We start from the raw sequence: 14,033 nt of genomic DNA on the forward strand, positions 1-14,033 counted from the left end.
CCGCACGTTGATGAAGCCTCGTATCCTCATAGATTTGGAGCGTACCCGCTATCCCTACTCGGGATTAGGGTACTATGGGCATGCCCTTGCTCGGGGACTGCAGGAGGCTCGGGATCCATCACTGGACCTTCACTACTATGCTCCGACCTCTTATCCTATAGATAATAGGAAGCCTTTCTCGCCTCTGCACTCTCTGCTCAGTGTGCAGGCAAAGGGCTATGACTTAGTCCATATCACGCACCAACGTCAGCACTACTTCCCGCAGCTATGGGGGGCAAAGTGCATTGTCACCCTTCATGACTTGAATTTCCTCACCGAGCCTCTCCCCGAGTCGAAGCGAAAGAAGCTCTTGAAGCTGGTGGCAAGTAATCTGAATCGTTCTCATGGGATCGTCTGTATCTCCGAATTTGTGCGCCATGATTTGGAGCAGCATCGTGACCTCTTCCAGATATCGGAGGAGACCCCCATCACGGTCGTGCATAATGGAATCTTCCTTCCTGAAGAAGGGCAGATATCAGGTATCACTCGAGATCCTATAGTCCCCAATGCTCCCTATCTCTTGGCGCTGGGGGTCTTGCATGAGAAGAAGCAGCAGCATCTGCTCATCCCTGCGCTCTGCCATCTGCCCGCTGAGCTACATCTGGTCTTAGTCTATTCGGAGGCTAAGTCTGAATATCTCTCCAAGATCCAGCATACGATCCAGAAATATCGATTGGAGGATCGTGTGCATCTCCTCTCTGCTGTGAGTGATATAGAGAAGGCATCCTTGCTGCAGCACTGCCGTGCGCTGCTACAGCCCTCCATTGCAGAGGGGTTTGGATTGCCAGTGGTGGAGGCTATGGCTTTAGGGAAGCCTATCTTCCTGCGTCCTGCTACAAGTCTTCCCGAGGTGGGGGGCGATGTCGCCTATTACTTCGATGAGGTAGGCCCCGAAGCTATAGCTGGGACTATCTTGTCTGGGCTGAGCGCTTATGATATGTCACCTTCTCAGGCTGAGGCTCTCCGTGCCCGTGCTCGTCTCTTTGACTACCGACGTATGGCGCAGGGCTACCTACAGTTCTACCACGAAATACTCTCCAGATAAATGAAACTAGCCGTCATCGTCCCCGTCTACAAGGTAGAGCCTTACCTGCGTCAGTGTATCGAGTCGATCCTTTCGCAGAGCTACGAGGATCTGAAAGTGATCCTTGTTGATGATGGCTCGCCCGATAGCTGCGGAGCGATTTGTGATGAATATGCAGCGCGTGACCCTCGTATCCTCGCCCTGCATAAGCCGAATGGCGGACAGAGCTCTGCGCGTAACCTGGCTCTACAGCACATTGACGACTGTCCCCTCGTCACCTTCTTAGATAGCGATGATTGGCTGGAGCCTGACATCTATCAGAAGGGGGTAAGCTACCTAACCGCACACCCTGAGGTCAGCATCATCAACTATGGCTACAATCTTGTCACAGAGGAGAAGACCATCCCTTTAATCCCTGCTGAGGAGCATTTGACACGTGACGAAGCTCTGCTTCGCTATGTAGCCACGACTTCCAATATCATTAATACGATGGTTTGGAGTCGTATCTATCGGCGTGAGGTGATTGATGGGCTGACCTTTACCGAGGGGTGTAAGTGGGAGGATGTTGTATATGCTCTTGAGGCGCTCTATCGGTGTCCGGGAGGGTATCATATCTTACCCCTTGTTGGGGTCAATTATCGGAGTAAGCGCCCTGGGGCTATGACCTCCGAGCTACTGCCTGATAAGCGATCCCTTCTTTGGGATATCGAATCGGCAATACAGCGCTATCCAGATGATGCTCATTTCTTAGCTTTAGCCAATACCCTTGCGACTAACTGTCTGTGGTATCACATTAAATATCTATCGTCTTTTACCTACTCTGTCGCTGTCGGGGAGCTGGAGCGCTATCTGCCGATCATAGAAGAGCTGAAAGCTCGTCCTTATCTTGATGCCTTTCATTCAGCATCGAAGGTGAGGAAGGTGAAGCTTTTCTTAGCCTATCCCCGCACGTCCTTTGCTATTCGTACCCTCGTTCGCACCCTGCTTAGCCGTAAATAACTCCATATGAAGCTTGCGGTCATCGTCCCTGTTTACAAGGTCGAAGCTTACCTCCACCAATGCATCGACTCAATCCTCTCTCAGAGCTATCGGGAGCTAAAGGTCATCCTCGTCGATGATGGCTCGCCCGATGGTTGCGGAGCTATTTGTGATGAGTATGCTGCACGTGACTCTCGTGTGCTTGTTCTCCACAAGGCGAATGGGGGGCTAAGCTCTGCACGCAACTTTGCTCTTCCCTATACGGATGATTGCCCATTGGTGACCTTCGTCGATAGCGATGATTGGCTGGAGCCTGGGATCTATCAGTCGGCTGTGAGCTATCTGCAGCAGCATCCAGAAGTCTCTATCCTTGGCTATGGGCACAACAAGGTGCAGGACACTTGCTCCTCGCCTTGCCTTATGCCCGAGATGACTTTGTCGCGAGAGGAGGCTTTAGATAGCTACCTTACTGCGAATAAACTTGCTATCGAAGCGACTGTATGGAGTCGTATCTACCGCCGCCAAGCTATAGAGGGGCTTACCTTCCGTGAGGGGTCGAAGTGGGAAGACAACGTCTACTCTCTTGAGGCGTTCTATCAGAGTACAGGCGATTTCCATGCGTTGCCTATCGTGGGCTACAACTATCGCATCCAGCGTCCTGGGGCAATTACTGCGACTGAGATCCCAGATCTACGAGATCTCTTTGCGGATATAGAAGAATCCATTGATAGGCACGCGGGGGATCCTGCTTATCTGGAGTATGCTAATACCTTGGCTGTGCGTAGCCTCTGGTATCACTTCCGTCTGCTATGTCGTGCCTCCGATCGATATAAGGAAGAGGTGACTGATTATCTGCAGATTGCCTACAAGCTCCGATGTCGCCCCTTCCGTAATCTCTTCCGCTCGCGGTCGAAACGGATAAAGTTTCGCCTATTCCTCATCGCTCCCCGGGCATTTGTTATGGGGCGACGAGCCTTTAATAAGCTGAAAAATAAGTCTTAGTATATAGTCCTCTCATGCTACTCAAGAATATCACCATATCCGGCCTCGGCGGTGTCGGGGGCTACTACGGAGCGATGCTCGTAGAGGCTGCCCGACGTGAGGGCCTTGGCCGTACGATCAGCTTCGTCGCCCGTGGCGCACACCGCGCTGCTATCGAGGAGCGCGGACTGCATGTCCACACTCCCGAGCGGGACTTCACCGTGCGCCCCGATTACTTAGCCGAAGATCCCCACGACCTGCCACCTACCGACCTCCTCATCCTCGCGACGAAGAGCTACGACCTTGAGGCGAATATCCAGCAGCTCCGTCCGATCATCACGCCCACGACCATCATCTTACCCCTCCTCAATGGTGCGGATATCACCGACCAGATCCAGGCGCTTCTCCCCGAAGCCCGTGTCTGGGACGGCTGCGTCTATATCTCGGGGCGCAAGCCTACGGCGGGGGAGATCCTCTTGGAGGCCGAGCGAGAGATCTTCCTCTTCGGGTCACGTGGTGCTGAGCGTAGCGCCGAGGAGCGTGAGCTCTTCGCCCTCCTGGAGTCCGTCGGTGTGCACGTGGTCAATCCCGACGATATCGAGGAGAGCATCCGTAAGAAGTTCCTCATGATCTCGGCTACCGCGACGGGTACCTCCTACTACAATATGACGGTGGGCGAAGCTCTCGCGTCGCACCCCGTGGAGATGCGTGGGCTCATTGAGGAGCTCTGTACGCTCTTCTCCGCCCTCGGGCACGACTTAGGCGAGGGAGCTGTGGAGCGCACCGTCGAGCGTCAGACCTTCATGATCCCCTCCAGCACAAGCTCGATGCACGTGGACTTCATGGCGGGGAGCTCTACCGAGCTGGAGAACCTCACCGGCTACGTCGTCCGTGCGGCACGCCGTATCGGGCTGGAGCTACCACTCTATGAGCTTATGTACAAGGCACTTGCCACGGAGCCCTATCCCCCGAAGCACGATTAATCCCTTACATCCACTATAACTATGCGAACCTACCTATCCCTTCTCCTCCTGCTCCTCTTCGTGGGGAGTGGCCGCGCCTCGGTGCAGCAGCCGTTTGAGACCTTCTTCCGAGACAGTACGCTCCGCCTGGACTACATCCTCACCGGGGGCGAGTCGACGACTGAGATCACGCCCGACGAAGCCCATCTGCTCAAGGGCTGGGCTGGCCGTCGTCACTACCTCGATAGCCTCGTCCTCAGAGGGAATGCTCAGCTCTACGTGCATGACGAAGCCACGGGCAAGCTGATCTATGCCTTCTCCTTCAACCCGCTCTACCTCGAGTGGCGTCAGACGCCGCTGGCGAAGACCGAGCGCCGCTCCTATGAAGAGGTGCTGCGCATCCCCTTCCCCAAGGCTCCTGTGAAGGTGACGCTCCGCCTGTGCAATGCCGAGCAGCGCACCATCGTTGATCAGACGCAGCGTATCGATCCTAAGGATATCCTCATCCGTGACCAGACGACGAAGCAGCCTCAGAAGCACAAGTACCTCATCCACTCGGGGGACAGCCGTGACTGCATCGACCTGGCGTTCCTCGCCGAAGGCTATACCGAGGCCGAGATGCCTATCTTCCTCCGTGATGCCGAGGCGGCTACCGAAGCACTCTTCAACTACGAGCCCTTCAAGAGCAACCGCCAGCACTTCAATGTCGTGGTGGTCTTCTCTCCCTCCGAAGAGTCGGGTGTCGCCGTGCCTCGTGAGAAGCGCTGGCCCCGCACGGCGTTCTCCTCGCACTTCGATACCTTCTACTCCGACCGCTATCTGACGACGCGCAGTGTGAAGGCGATCAACGATGCCCTCATCGGTATCCCCTATGAGCACCTCATCATCCTCGCCAATAGCGATGTCTACGGCGGTGGCGGTATGTACAACTCGTACCTCATCTCCTCGACGCATCACAAGTGGTACCTACCCGTGGTGGTGCATGAGTTCGGCCATAGCTTCGGCGGTCTGACGGACGAATACTTCCACGAAGGCGATGCAGCGGCAGCGAGCGAACACGCTACCGAGGTCGAGCCTTGGGAGCAGAACGTCACGAACCTCAAGGACTTCTCCGGTAAGTGGTCGCACCTGATCAAGAAGGGTACGCCCATGCCTACGCCCACGAAGCTCCAGAAGAAGTACCCCGTCGGGCTTTACGAAGGAGGCGCTTATCTGGCGAAGGGTATGTACCGCGCGAGCTACAACTGCCGTATGCGCACCAATGATACCCCCGACTTCTGCCCCGCCTGCCGTCTTGGGCTGGATAAGATCCTCGACTACAACCTCCCTCCTCGCCGTAAGTAAGAGCGAAGGGCGTATGCCCTACCTGATAGAATCGGTTAGCCCCCACCACAAGAGCGATCAGCTCGATGTGGTGGGGGCTAAGTGTATCGTATCGTAGGGGCTTAAGCGGGTAGGCCCGTGCGGTATGCTCTCGTGGAGCAGTGTGCTTAGTCTTCGGAGGAGAGGAGGGCGCGGAGCTCGTCGGGCGTGATGTCGACGATGATCTCACTGCGGTAGGCGAGCGAGATCGTCCCACGCTCTTCGCTGATGATGATGATCTTCGCGTCGGTCTTCTGCGAGAGGCCGAGGGCAGAGCGGTGGCGCAGGCCGAGGTCTTTGTTGAGGTCGGTGTCGCTGGCTACGGGGAGGATACAGCCCGCAGCGCAGATCTTCCCGCCAGCGATGATCATAGCGCCGTCATGCAGGGGGCTATTCTTGAAGAAGATCGTCTCGATGAGGCGGGCATTGACGGCGGCGAGGAAGCGCTCCCCAGCGTGCTGGTAGGGCGTGAGGTCTGAGGTGCCCTGGATGGCGATGAGGGCGCCCGTCTTCTTACGCGCCATATTCATACACGCCAGCACGACGGGTGCGATGTAGTCCTCTTCCTCCTGCTCCTTCGCCGAGCCCTCACGGAAGAAGCGGCGGATCTTACGCCAGCGCTGGGCGGAGCCGATGGTCACCAGGATCTTCTTGATCTCATCCTGGAAGATAATGACCAGGATGATGAAGCCGATATTGATGAACTTGTCCAGCAGCGCACCCATCAGTCGCATCTGCAGGACCTGCGAGATCAAGAGCCAGATCCCGAGGAAGGCGATGATCCCCATGAAGAGTGAGCGGCTCCCCGAGTACCGCATCGTGGTGAACGCATAGTAGAGGAAGACCGCGAGGAGCAGTATGTCGATGATGTCCTTGATGGAGATGTCGAGCCAAGCGAGCATAAGGGCGATATAAGTCGGGGGTTAGTGTGAGCGGGTGAAGCTATAGTGTAGGTGCTCCTCTCTGTGGAGGTAGGGGCGGGCTTGCTCGTAGAGCGTGATGGCCTCAGCGGCAGCGCGTACATCGTGCACACGGAGGATCTGTGCGCCACGCTCGAGGGCGAGGGCATGGAGGAAGGTCGTACCACCGAGGGCTTCGGCAGGCGTGCAGCCGAGGGGGCGGTAGATCATACTCTTGCGTGAGACGCCGACGAGGATGGGCTGGGTGAAGGTGTGGGTGAGATCGTCGAGGTGCATGAGGAGCTCATAGTTCTGCTCCGTGGTCTTGCTGAAGCCGAAGCCAGGGTCGAGGATGATGTCGTGCAGGCCCAGCTCGAGGAGCTTGCCGATGCGCTCGGTGAAGTAGTCGATGACATCGAGCGTCACGTCACTATAGTCGGTGAGCGACTGCATCGTCTGCGGGTCGCCCTTCATATGCATGAGGATATAGGGTACCTGCAGGGCGGCTACGGTGCGGTACATCTCGGGGTCGAGCGCCCCGCCGGAGATATCGTTGATGATAGCGGCTCCATACTCCTCGACGGCCATGCGGGCGACCTCCGAGCGGAAGGTATCTACCGAGACGGGTAGGTCGGGGTATTCGTCTCTCAGGATGCGAAGGGCTGGGCGTAGGCGCTCCATCTCCTCCGTGACGCTTACCTCATCAGCCCCTGGGCGGGAGCTGTAGGCACCGAGGTCGGCGATGGCAGCTCCTTCGCTTACAAGTTCGTCGAAGCGAGTTCGTAGCGCCGTCTCGCCTGCTATCCTACTACCAGCGAAGAAGGAGTCGGGGGTGACATTGACGATACCCATGACGATGGGGCGCTCGAGGGTAAGGAGCTTCCCCGAGAGGGTGAGGGTCGTCTGTGCTGGAGTGAGGGACATAGCGGGGGAGGTTAGAGGAGGGCAGGCTGCGGGGTGAGTACGACCTCCACGGGGAGGTCCCATGGGTCATGGGGGAGGCACGCGATGGGGCGGAGGGCGAAGGTTACGCCGATACGGCTGGCATGTGGGCAGCGGCTAAGGTAGCGGTCGTAGTAGCCCTTGCCACGGCCGAGGCGGTAGCCCGCCTGGTCATATGCCAGAGCGGGGATGACGAGGAGGTCCAGTGTCGCTGGGTCTACGGCTCCATCAGCCTCAAGGCGGGGCTCGTAGATACCGAAACTCCCCGACTGCTCAAGCTCCTGCCAGCCAGCGAAGGCGAAGAAATCCATCGTCTCGCCGTCAAGGACGCGGGGGAGGTAGACCTGCTTGGTCGTAGCGACCTCGTCGATGAGGGTGCGGAGGTTCGGCTCGTCGGGTAGGGCCGAGTAGAGGGCCACATGCTGGGCCGTCTGCCAGAGGGGATGTTGACGGAGCTGGGAGATGATGGACGCACTCCCCGAGAGACGGAGCTCATCGGTGAGACGCTCACGGCTCAGGGCACGGAGCTCACGGCGGAGGGTGGGCTTGTCCATGGGCTACTTCGTCGGACGCCAGTCATCGGAGGTGAGGCGGTCGAGAGCGGCCTTGACCTCGGGGTCCTCCTCGTTACGTGCGCGGTAGAAGGCATTCTTGTCCCCACCCAAGAGGTCAGAGATCAAGGCGATGAGGTCACGGCGTAGGATGGGCATCGACTCCTGCAGGTAGCCAGGGCGCTGGGGTACGCCCTGCTGCTGGGCATAGCGTGCATAGGCATAGACGATCTCCTCGCCCTGCGAATGTAGGTAGTCCTGGATAGCCTTCTCCGAGCGGAAGGACTGGAACTGCGCACGATGCTGGTCCGCGTAGTTGAAGGCGAAGCGCTGGAAGGTCCCTGAGCGCAGGAGACGGATGTAGTAGGGGTTGATCCCTGCGCTGTCGCGCGGGGTGAAGATGTCGGGGGTGATACCGCCACCGCCGTAGACGACACGGCCCAGACGCGTGTAGTAGCGTGTGGTGTCGGGGCGGCTGATGCTATCGGCTGAGTAGAACTCGCCATGGAGGTAGCGCTCCTCGATGTCCTCAGCGTAGGCTTCGTAGCCCTTGGCATAGCTCTTCTGGATGCTACGGCCCGAGGGGGTGTAGTAGCGGGCTACGGTGAGGCGGACGACGGAGTGGTCCTTCAGCTCGAAGGGGAGCTGCACGAGGCCCTTGCCGAAGGTGCGACGGCCGACGATGAGCGCGCGGTCGAGGTCCTGCATAGCACCGGCGAAGATCTCGCTGGCGCTGGCACTGCCCTCGTTCACCAGCACGATGAGTGGGAGCTGGCGCAGACGTCCGTCACGAGGGTTCTTGAAGTCCTCACGGGGATAGTGTGCACCCTTGTTGTAGACGAGGAGGTCGCCCTTGGAGAGGAACTCCGTGGCGAGTGCCGTAGCGGCCTGCATATAGCCCCCACCATTGTCGCGGAGGTCGATGAGGATGCGCTCGACGCCTTCGGAGGCATGCTCGGCATAGGCCTGCTGGAACTCTAAGGGCGTCTGCGTGCCCCACTTATTGAGGCGTACATACAGCACGTGGGGGCGGATCATATAGCTCGCATCGATAGTAGGCACGGGGACGGCACCGCGGACGACTGAGGTCGTGAAGGTCTTCCCACCACGGCGGACGGTGAGCTTGACGACGGTGTCCTCGGGACCCTTCAGCGCCTTCATGATCTGCTCAGAGGTGATGGAGTCACGGACGAGATTCGTCGTGTCAGCACGTAGGAGGCGGTCGCCAGGCTGCAGGCCTGCGCGCTCGCTGGGGCCACCCTCGACGACACGTACGACGACGACGGTGTCGAGGAGGGTATTGAACTGCACGCCGATACCCGCGAACGAGCCCTCAAGGCTCTCGGTCGACTCCTTGTTCTCCTCTACACTGAGGTAGACGGAGTGGGGGTCGAGCTGTGAGAGGATCAGCGGGAGGGACTGCTCGGTGAGGCTGTCCATATCCGTCGAGTCGACGTAGTACTGCTGGATGAGCGAATAGATCTCGCCGAGCTTCCCAGTCGCTCCGCGTCGGCCTCCGATGCCGAAGTAGCTGGAGGTGAATATGCCCAAGAGGAAGACCAAGACGGTGACAAGCCCGTAGGTGATTCCACTCAGGAGGTGGGCCTTACGCTCGGGACGCGGTGAGCCGGGCTGCTCGTTGGGTGCTGATTGCATGCTGTCTGCTATAGAGGATGATGAAGGGGTGGGGGAAAGAGTCGGTTAGTCCTCGAGGGGAAGGTAATCTACCTGGATGCCAGCGCGCTGGAGGAGCTCGATGCCGTCACGTAGACGGTACTCGGTGCTGTAGACGACGCGGCGCATGTGGCTCTGGATGATGAGCTTGGCGCACTCGATGCAGGGGGCGTCAGTGACGTAGACCGTCGCGCCAGAGCTGTCGTTGGTGCTGCTGGCGAGCTTCGTGATCGCATTGGCCTCAGCATGGAGCACATACTGCTTCGTCTGACCGCTCTCGTCTTCGCAGATGTTCTCAAAGCCCACGGGGGTGCCGTTGTAGCCATCGGCGATGATACGCTTGTCCTTGACGATGAGGGCGCCTACCTTACGGCGCTCGCAGTAGGAGTTCTCAGCCCAGATGCGCGCCATACGGAGGTAGCGCATGTCGAGGGCGAGTTGCTTGTCATCCATCATAACTCTTTGGATTGTCTTGACACGAGGATATAGATATACAAAGATAAGGCTTTGCACCCGAATGTGTATGCTTTTTCGGGGGCTATCTGCTGAGGATAAAGGGAGATCCTGTGGGAAGGGGGGATTAGGATCGCTATGAGGGAGGAAAAGTAACCACTACTGGTCGATGAGTTGACCAGTAGTGGTTCGCACTCCGACCAGTAGTGGTAACTATAGCTGACCAGTACTGCTTCGCTTCGTGACCAGTACTGGTTCGTTTTACGTGCGACGCTGCTACTTGTCTCCTATGACTGTGGAATGCTCCATTAACACTTGTAATTCAGCTCTCTATGTGTTGCTTTTTTCTCTCCACTCTGCTTGCTTCGAGCCCAACGAAAAGCGGTCCGCCCAGCCTCATCTCTCGGGATGGGGCTGGGCGGAGCTTATGGGAATATGTGGGCGGGTGTGCCTTACTTCTTCGGGGTGAAGATGGTGATTTCTCCAGTTGAGTGCTTTTTGCAGGTGAGTCTCTGCTTGGATGCATCCAGGGTATAGGTGAATGTGTCAGGCTTAAATGGCTCGCGCTCGGGCCCTATTCCTCCCGGGGCTATCTCACGTGCCACGTGAACAGTCGCCACCATCCCCTTACGGGTGTAGGGAAGAGAAAGGACCTTAGTCGTGTGTCTTTTACCCTCACCCTCTTCCCGTATTAATTCCTCCTCTATCCTGAATGCGATATGCTTATCCTCTTCGAAGTATATCCAGGTCTGGAAGTGGTATTGTTCGCCATTTGGATATTTCCCAATGTAGCTGGCGGACTCCCACGTGGTTTTAAGGAATGGATCCTCCTTGGGGTCATCTTCCTTGGACGAAGAGCAGGCGGTGAGGGTAAAGAGAACAGCTCCGAGGAGTATCAGGGTGTATTTGAACTTCATATCTATAATGGTATTGATAATTGAATTGTCGCAAAGGTAGGCGAAATAGTGCATAGTCGGAAAGGGCTGCTGTGCGACCTCTCACGCTCTCCTAAATGCAGTCAGCCCAGCCTCATCACTCGGGATGGAGCTGGGCGGACTGTATGGAGAGTCGGGTAGGCGAGGCCTTACTTCTTGCGGACGAAGATCAATGTCTGGGATCCATCCTCATCAGTCACTGTTCCAGTGAATTTCATGTTGGATGCATCCATTGTTAGGGTAAGTACCTCTGTTTCGGTCTTGCCATTACGTATGGTTTGGGTAGTAAGTGTAGCCACCTTATTGATATAGGTGTAGGTGCCCTCGGATGTACTAGGTTCTTCTGTATTGACCACAATACCATTCTTGAAGGTCTTTTGAATTCCCAGGGTAGTAAACTTGGTGTCGTCTACAAATCGGAGGAGTAGCGTGAAAACGTCCTTTTCACCATTCTCCTGCTCGGCCCCTTGGACAATGCACTCCCACTCAGTGCCAGCGAGGGTTTTACTTAGGTTGGGGGTGTTAGGCGTGTCCTTGGAGCAGGCGGTGAGTCCAAGGAGGACTGCTCCGAGGAGCATAAAGATGTGCTTTAGCTTCATACGATCTTTTGTTATGGGGTTAGTGATTTACTGAATCTTTGCAAAGGTAGGAGATTTATACAGAGTTGCAAGCCCCCCTTCTCCTCTTCGCGTGGAGGGCTGTAAATAGACTCGCCCCGCTCTTCTATGGAGAGAAGAGCGGGGCGAGTCTTATGGGGTATGTGCGGGTGCGACCTTACTTCTTGCGGACGAAGGTCAATATCGTACCTGACTCTGGGGCTTTACCTGTGAGCTGCTGCTTGGAGGAGTCCATTGTCAGAGGAAGTGCCAGTTTGATAGCATTATCTTCATCATCTCGGGTGTTGAAGAGGAGTGTAGCGACGCCACCTTGATAGGTGTAAGTGCCCTGCTCAGGATCGTCTACCTCAGTGTCGACTACCGCACCATTCTTTATCGTCTGTTGGGTGGATTGGGACGTGAACTTGGTGTCGTCGACGAACTTGAGGACTATCGTAGTGACTACCGATTTGTTACCTGCATCGGACTCCCGAACGGTGGCCTCCCACTCAGTGCCAGCGAGGGTCTTACTTAGGTCGGGGGTGTTAGGCGTGTCCTTGGAGCAGGCGGTGAGCCCAAGGAGGACTGCTCCGAGGAGCATGAAGATTTGCTTTAGCTTCATAATTTCTATGGGGTTATAAAGAGGGAATGAATACTACTCGCAAAGGTAGGTAAATGCTGCATACTAAGCCTATAGTCTCGGAAGAAAGCTGTCCGCCCAGCCTCATCTCTCAGCATCCAAGTCCGAGGCGTGCATAGAGGTCGTATCTCCTCCCTTGTCGCTACACTTATTTATAGTGCTCCGTAGAAGTCGATTTGCAAACAACTATTGGTCTCGGTATGGATCACTATTGGTTTGGGGGTCAAACCACTATAAGTTTGCACACGAAACCACTATTGGTTTGCCCATAGATGACTATTGGTTTGGATGCAAACGACTATTGGTTTATCGGTCAAAGGACTATAGTGCCTCCTTGCCTTCTGTAGCTTCCTCCATTTCCACGGGCGGGATGTTTCTCTGTGCTGTATCTCATCGCGCGAGTCATAGGCTTGAGGGATAGGCCTCTACCTGCAGCTGGTGAAGGTGCTCCCCATAGGAGGAGGGTATGAAGCTTTAGTGCTCGCTACTTCGACCTATATTGGTCGCTGGGTGAACCTATATAGGTCGCGTCACGGACCAATATAGGTCGACATCGCGACCAATATAGGTCAGCCCACTGACCTATATAGGTTCGCATCACTCCCCGGCGGGAGGTGTCCCCGCACTCTCGCACTATAAGCGTGTCGTGTCGCGAGTAAGTCGCTTGGCTATAATGCCTAAGCTTGGTCGTGTGTGCCTACTCCTGCTCCTCTCCTAAAAGCAGTCCGCCCAGCCTCATCACTGGGGATGGGGCTGGGCGGACTGTATGGAGGGGCGGGTAGGCGAGTGCCTTACTTCTTGCGGGTGTAGATTTCAGGCTCTTCGCCCTCTTCCATCTTTGCTGCCGTCACTGTGATCTTTTGCTTCGCAGCATCCATTGTGAGGATGCCTTTGCGCGTGACCTGCTTGTCATTTTCTATTTTATGGATAATCACCGTAGCTACAAGACCTTCGTACGTGTAAGTCGTTTCTTCCTTAACCGTAGGATTTTGCTTTATGATACTACCATCTTTCGCTATGTCCTTGTAGTCTGAAAGAATTACGAGGCGGCTGTCGTCTATGAACTGGAGTTCGGTCGAGATGATTTCACTACTGCCGTCCTCATCTGTAGCCTTGAGGACGCGTTCCCACTTTGTGCCTGCGAATGGGTTCTTGTTGCTGGTCTCGGGGGTATCCTTCTTGTCACAAGCGGTGAGTCCAAGGAGCATGACTCCGAGGAACATGAAGATGTACTTTAGCTTCATACGTTCTTTTGTTATGGGGTTAGTGATTTGTTGAATCTTTGCAAAGGTAGGAGATTTATACAGAAATGCAAACCTCCCTTCTCCTCTTCGCGTGGAGGGCTATTAATAGACTCGCCCCGCTCTTCTATGGAGAGAAGAGCGGGGCGAGTCTTATGGGGTATGTGCGGGTGTGACCTTACTTCTTGCGAGTGAAGATTAGGGGGTTATCCTCGCCCTCCTCGAATGCCGTGATCTTTTGCTTCGCAGCATCCATTGTGAGGGTGCCCTTGTGTTTGGTCAGTTTGCCATCTTCTACTACCTCTGTAATCACCGTAGCTACAAGACCCTCGTATGTGTAAGTCCCTTCACCCTTAGAAGTAGGATCTTGCCTTTTGATGCTACCATTCGGTGCCGTGACCTTGTAGCTTGCACTAATTACGAATCGGCTGTCATCAATGAAGTGGATCTCAGTTACGAAGGTTTCAGTGTCACCGTCGATTTGTGTGTGAGAGCGGATGCTTTCCCACTTCGTGCCTGCGAATGGGTTCTTGTTGCTGGGCTCGGGGGTATCCTTCTTGCCACAAGCGGTGAGTCCAAGGAGCATGACTCCGAGGAACATGAAGATGTACTTTAGCTTCATACGTTCTTTTGTTATGGGGTTAATGATTTATTGAATCTTTGCAAAGATAGGAGATTTATACAGAGTTGCAAACTTCCCTTCTCCTCTCCGTGTGGGAGGGCTATAAATAGGCTCGCCCCGCTCTTCTATGGAGA

The 14,033-nt window shown here is 55.8% G+C and carries 15 protein-coding genes; 5 read left to right on the forward strand and 10 right to left on the reverse strand.

Annotated elements, in window-relative coordinates; translation table 11 throughout:
- Positions 1-10 precede the first annotated feature (10 nt).
- From HMPREF1323_RS08540 to HMPREF1323_RS08560, 5 genes are read left to right on the forward strand one after another with little or no spacing between them, the layout of a single operon-like run.
- Positions 11-1,084 (forward strand): glycosyltransferase family 4 protein, encoded by a 1,074-nt coding sequence (locus HMPREF1323_RS08540; RefSeq protein WP_009433746.1) that lies wholly within the window; start codon positions 11-13, stop codon positions 1,082-1,084.
- Positions 1,085-2,062 carry a glycosyltransferase family 2 protein gene (locus HMPREF1323_RS08545; protein WP_009433749.1) on the forward strand — a complete coding sequence of 326 codons (978 nt, stop codon included), beginning with the start codon at positions 1,085-1,087 and terminating at the stop codon, positions 2,060-2,062.
- Positions 2,063-2,068: 6 nt separating this feature from the next.
- Positions 2,069-3,043: a glycosyltransferase family 2 protein gene (locus HMPREF1323_RS08550; protein ID WP_009433769.1), complete on the forward strand. Its 975-nt coding sequence runs from the start codon at positions 2,069-2,071 to the stop codon at positions 3,041-3,043.
- 14 nt (positions 3,044-3,057) lie between these two features.
- The gene (locus HMPREF1323_RS08555) at positions 3,058-4,005 is read left to right on the forward strand and encodes a ketopantoate reductase family protein (RefSeq protein ID WP_009433748.1); all 948 of its coding nucleotides are present in this window, start codon (positions 3,058-3,060) and stop codon (positions 4,003-4,005) included.
- Between the two features lie 21 nt (positions 4,006-4,026).
- The gene (locus tag HMPREF1323_RS08560) at positions 4,027-5,328 is read left to right on the forward strand and encodes a M64 family metallopeptidase (RefSeq protein WP_009433773.1); all 1,302 of its coding nucleotides are present in this window, start codon (positions 4,027-4,029) and stop codon (positions 5,326-5,328) included.
- 146 nt (positions 5,329-5,474) lie between these two features.
- Here the strand turns inward: HMPREF1323_RS08560 and HMPREF1323_RS08565 are convergent, their stop codons facing one another.
- The 10 genes from HMPREF1323_RS08565 to HMPREF1323_RS08610 all read right to left on the reverse strand — a co-directional run bounded on the left by HMPREF1323_RS08565 (position 5,475) and on the right by HMPREF1323_RS08610 (position 13,899).
- Positions 5,475-6,248: a diadenylate cyclase gene (locus HMPREF1323_RS08565; protein ID WP_009433756.1), complete on the reverse strand. Its 774-nt coding sequence runs from the start codon at positions 6,246-6,248 to the stop codon at positions 5,475-5,477.
- A 21-nt stretch (positions 6,249-6,269) separates the two neighbouring features.
- Positions 6,270-7,169 carry a dihydropteroate synthase gene (gene folP, locus HMPREF1323_RS08570; RefSeq protein ID WP_009433796.1) on the reverse strand — a complete coding sequence of 300 codons (900 nt, stop codon included), beginning with the start codon at positions 7,167-7,169 and terminating at the stop codon, positions 6,270-6,272.
- Positions 7,170-7,180: 11 nt separating this feature from the next.
- Positions 7,181-7,741 (reverse strand): 5-formyltetrahydrofolate cyclo-ligase, encoded by a 561-nt coding sequence (locus HMPREF1323_RS08575; protein ID WP_009433738.1) that lies wholly within the window; start codon positions 7,739-7,741, stop codon positions 7,181-7,183.
- Between the two features lie 3 nt (positions 7,742-7,744).
- Positions 7,745-9,394, reverse strand: a complete 1,650-nt coding sequence (locus HMPREF1323_RS08580; protein ID WP_009433805.1) for a S41 family peptidase — start codon at positions 9,392-9,394, stop codon at positions 7,745-7,747.
- 45 nt (positions 9,395-9,439) lie between these two features.
- Complete coding sequence (locus HMPREF1323_RS08585) at positions 9,440-9,865, reverse strand: deoxycytidylate deaminase (protein ID WP_009433799.1); 426 nt, start codon at positions 9,863-9,865, stop codon at positions 9,440-9,442.
- Between the two features lie 452 nt (positions 9,866-10,317).
- Positions 10,318-10,782: a hypothetical protein gene (locus HMPREF1323_RS08590; RefSeq protein ID WP_156795245.1), complete on the reverse strand. Its 465-nt coding sequence runs from the start codon at positions 10,780-10,782 to the stop codon at positions 10,318-10,320.
- A gap of 167 nt (positions 10,783-10,949) precedes the next feature.
- Entirely contained in the window at positions 10,950-11,399 is a 450-nt protein-coding gene (locus HMPREF1323_RS08595; RefSeq protein ID WP_009433801.1) for a hypothetical protein, read from the reverse strand.
- 175 nt (positions 11,400-11,574) lie between these two features.
- Complete coding sequence (locus HMPREF1323_RS08600) at positions 11,575-12,018, reverse strand: lipocalin-like protein (RefSeq protein ID WP_009433767.1); 444 nt, start codon at positions 12,016-12,018, stop codon at positions 11,575-11,577.
- 809 nt (positions 12,019-12,827) lie between these two features.
- The gene (locus HMPREF1323_RS08605; protein WP_009433787.1) at positions 12,828-13,280 is read right to left on the reverse strand and encodes a hypothetical protein; all 453 of its coding nucleotides are present in this window, start codon (positions 13,278-13,280) and stop codon (positions 12,828-12,830) included.
- Between the two features lie 175 nt (positions 13,281-13,455).
- A complete protein-coding gene (locus tag HMPREF1323_RS08610; RefSeq protein WP_009433745.1) occupies positions 13,456-13,899 on the reverse strand; it encodes a hypothetical protein in 444 nt (147 codons plus the stop codon).
- Between the last annotated feature and the right edge of the window lie 134 nt (positions 13,900-14,033).

The organism is Porphyromonas sp. oral taxon 279 str. F0450 (genome assembly GCF_000292995.1).
GTDB classification, from domain to species: domain Bacteria; phylum Bacteroidota; class Bacteroidia; order Bacteroidales; family Porphyromonadaceae; genus Porphyromonas; species Porphyromonas pasteri.

Coding starts and splice junctions, on each gene's coding strand:
- HMPREF1323_RS08540 (WP_009433746.1), top strand. CDS start 11: ATGAAGCCTCGTATCCTCATAGATTTGGAGCGTACCCGCTATCCCTAC.
- HMPREF1323_RS08545 (WP_009433749.1), top strand. CDS start 1,085: ATGAAACTAGCCGTCATCGTCCCCGTCTACAAGGTAGAGCCTTACCTG.
- HMPREF1323_RS08550 (WP_009433769.1), top strand. CDS start 2,069: ATGAAGCTTGCGGTCATCGTCCCTGTTTACAAGGTCGAAGCTTACCTC.
- HMPREF1323_RS08555 (WP_009433748.1), top strand. CDS start 3,058: ATGCTACTCAAGAATATCACCATATCCGGCCTCGGCGGTGTCGGGGGC.
- HMPREF1323_RS08560 (WP_009433773.1), top strand. CDS start 4,027: ATGCGAACCTACCTATCCCTTCTCCTCCTGCTCCTCTTCGTGGGGAGT.
- HMPREF1323_RS08565 (WP_009433756.1), bottom strand. CDS start 6,248: ATGCTCGCTTGGCTCGACATCTCCATCAAGGACATCATCGACATACTG.
- folP (WP_009433796.1), bottom strand. CDS start 7,169: ATGTCCCTCACTCCAGCACAGACGACCCTCACCCTCTCGGGGAAGCTC.
- HMPREF1323_RS08575 (WP_009433738.1), bottom strand. CDS start 7,741: ATGGACAAGCCCACCCTCCGCCGTGAGCTCCGTGCCCTGAGCCGTGAG.
- HMPREF1323_RS08580 (WP_009433805.1), bottom strand. CDS start 9,394: ATGCAATCAGCACCCAACGAGCAGCCCGGCTCACCGCGTCCCGAGCGT.
- HMPREF1323_RS08585 (WP_009433799.1), bottom strand. CDS start 9,865: ATGGATGACAAGCAACTCGCCCTCGACATGCGCTACCTCCGTATGGCG.
- HMPREF1323_RS08590 (WP_156795245.1), bottom strand. CDS start 10,782: ATGAAGTTCAAATACACCCTGATACTCCTCGGAGCTGTTCTCTTTACC.
- HMPREF1323_RS08595 (WP_009433801.1), bottom strand. CDS start 11,399: ATGAAGCTAAAGCACATCTTTATGCTCCTCGGAGCAGTCCTCCTTGGA.
- HMPREF1323_RS08600 (WP_009433767.1), bottom strand. CDS start 12,018: ATGAAGCTAAAGCAAATCTTCATGCTCCTCGGAGCAGTCCTCCTTGGG.
- HMPREF1323_RS08605 (WP_009433787.1), bottom strand. CDS start 13,280: ATGAAGCTAAAGTACATCTTCATGTTCCTCGGAGTCATGCTCCTTGGA.
- HMPREF1323_RS08610 (WP_009433745.1), bottom strand. CDS start 13,899: ATGAAGCTAAAGTACATCTTCATGTTCCTCGGAGTCATGCTCCTTGGA.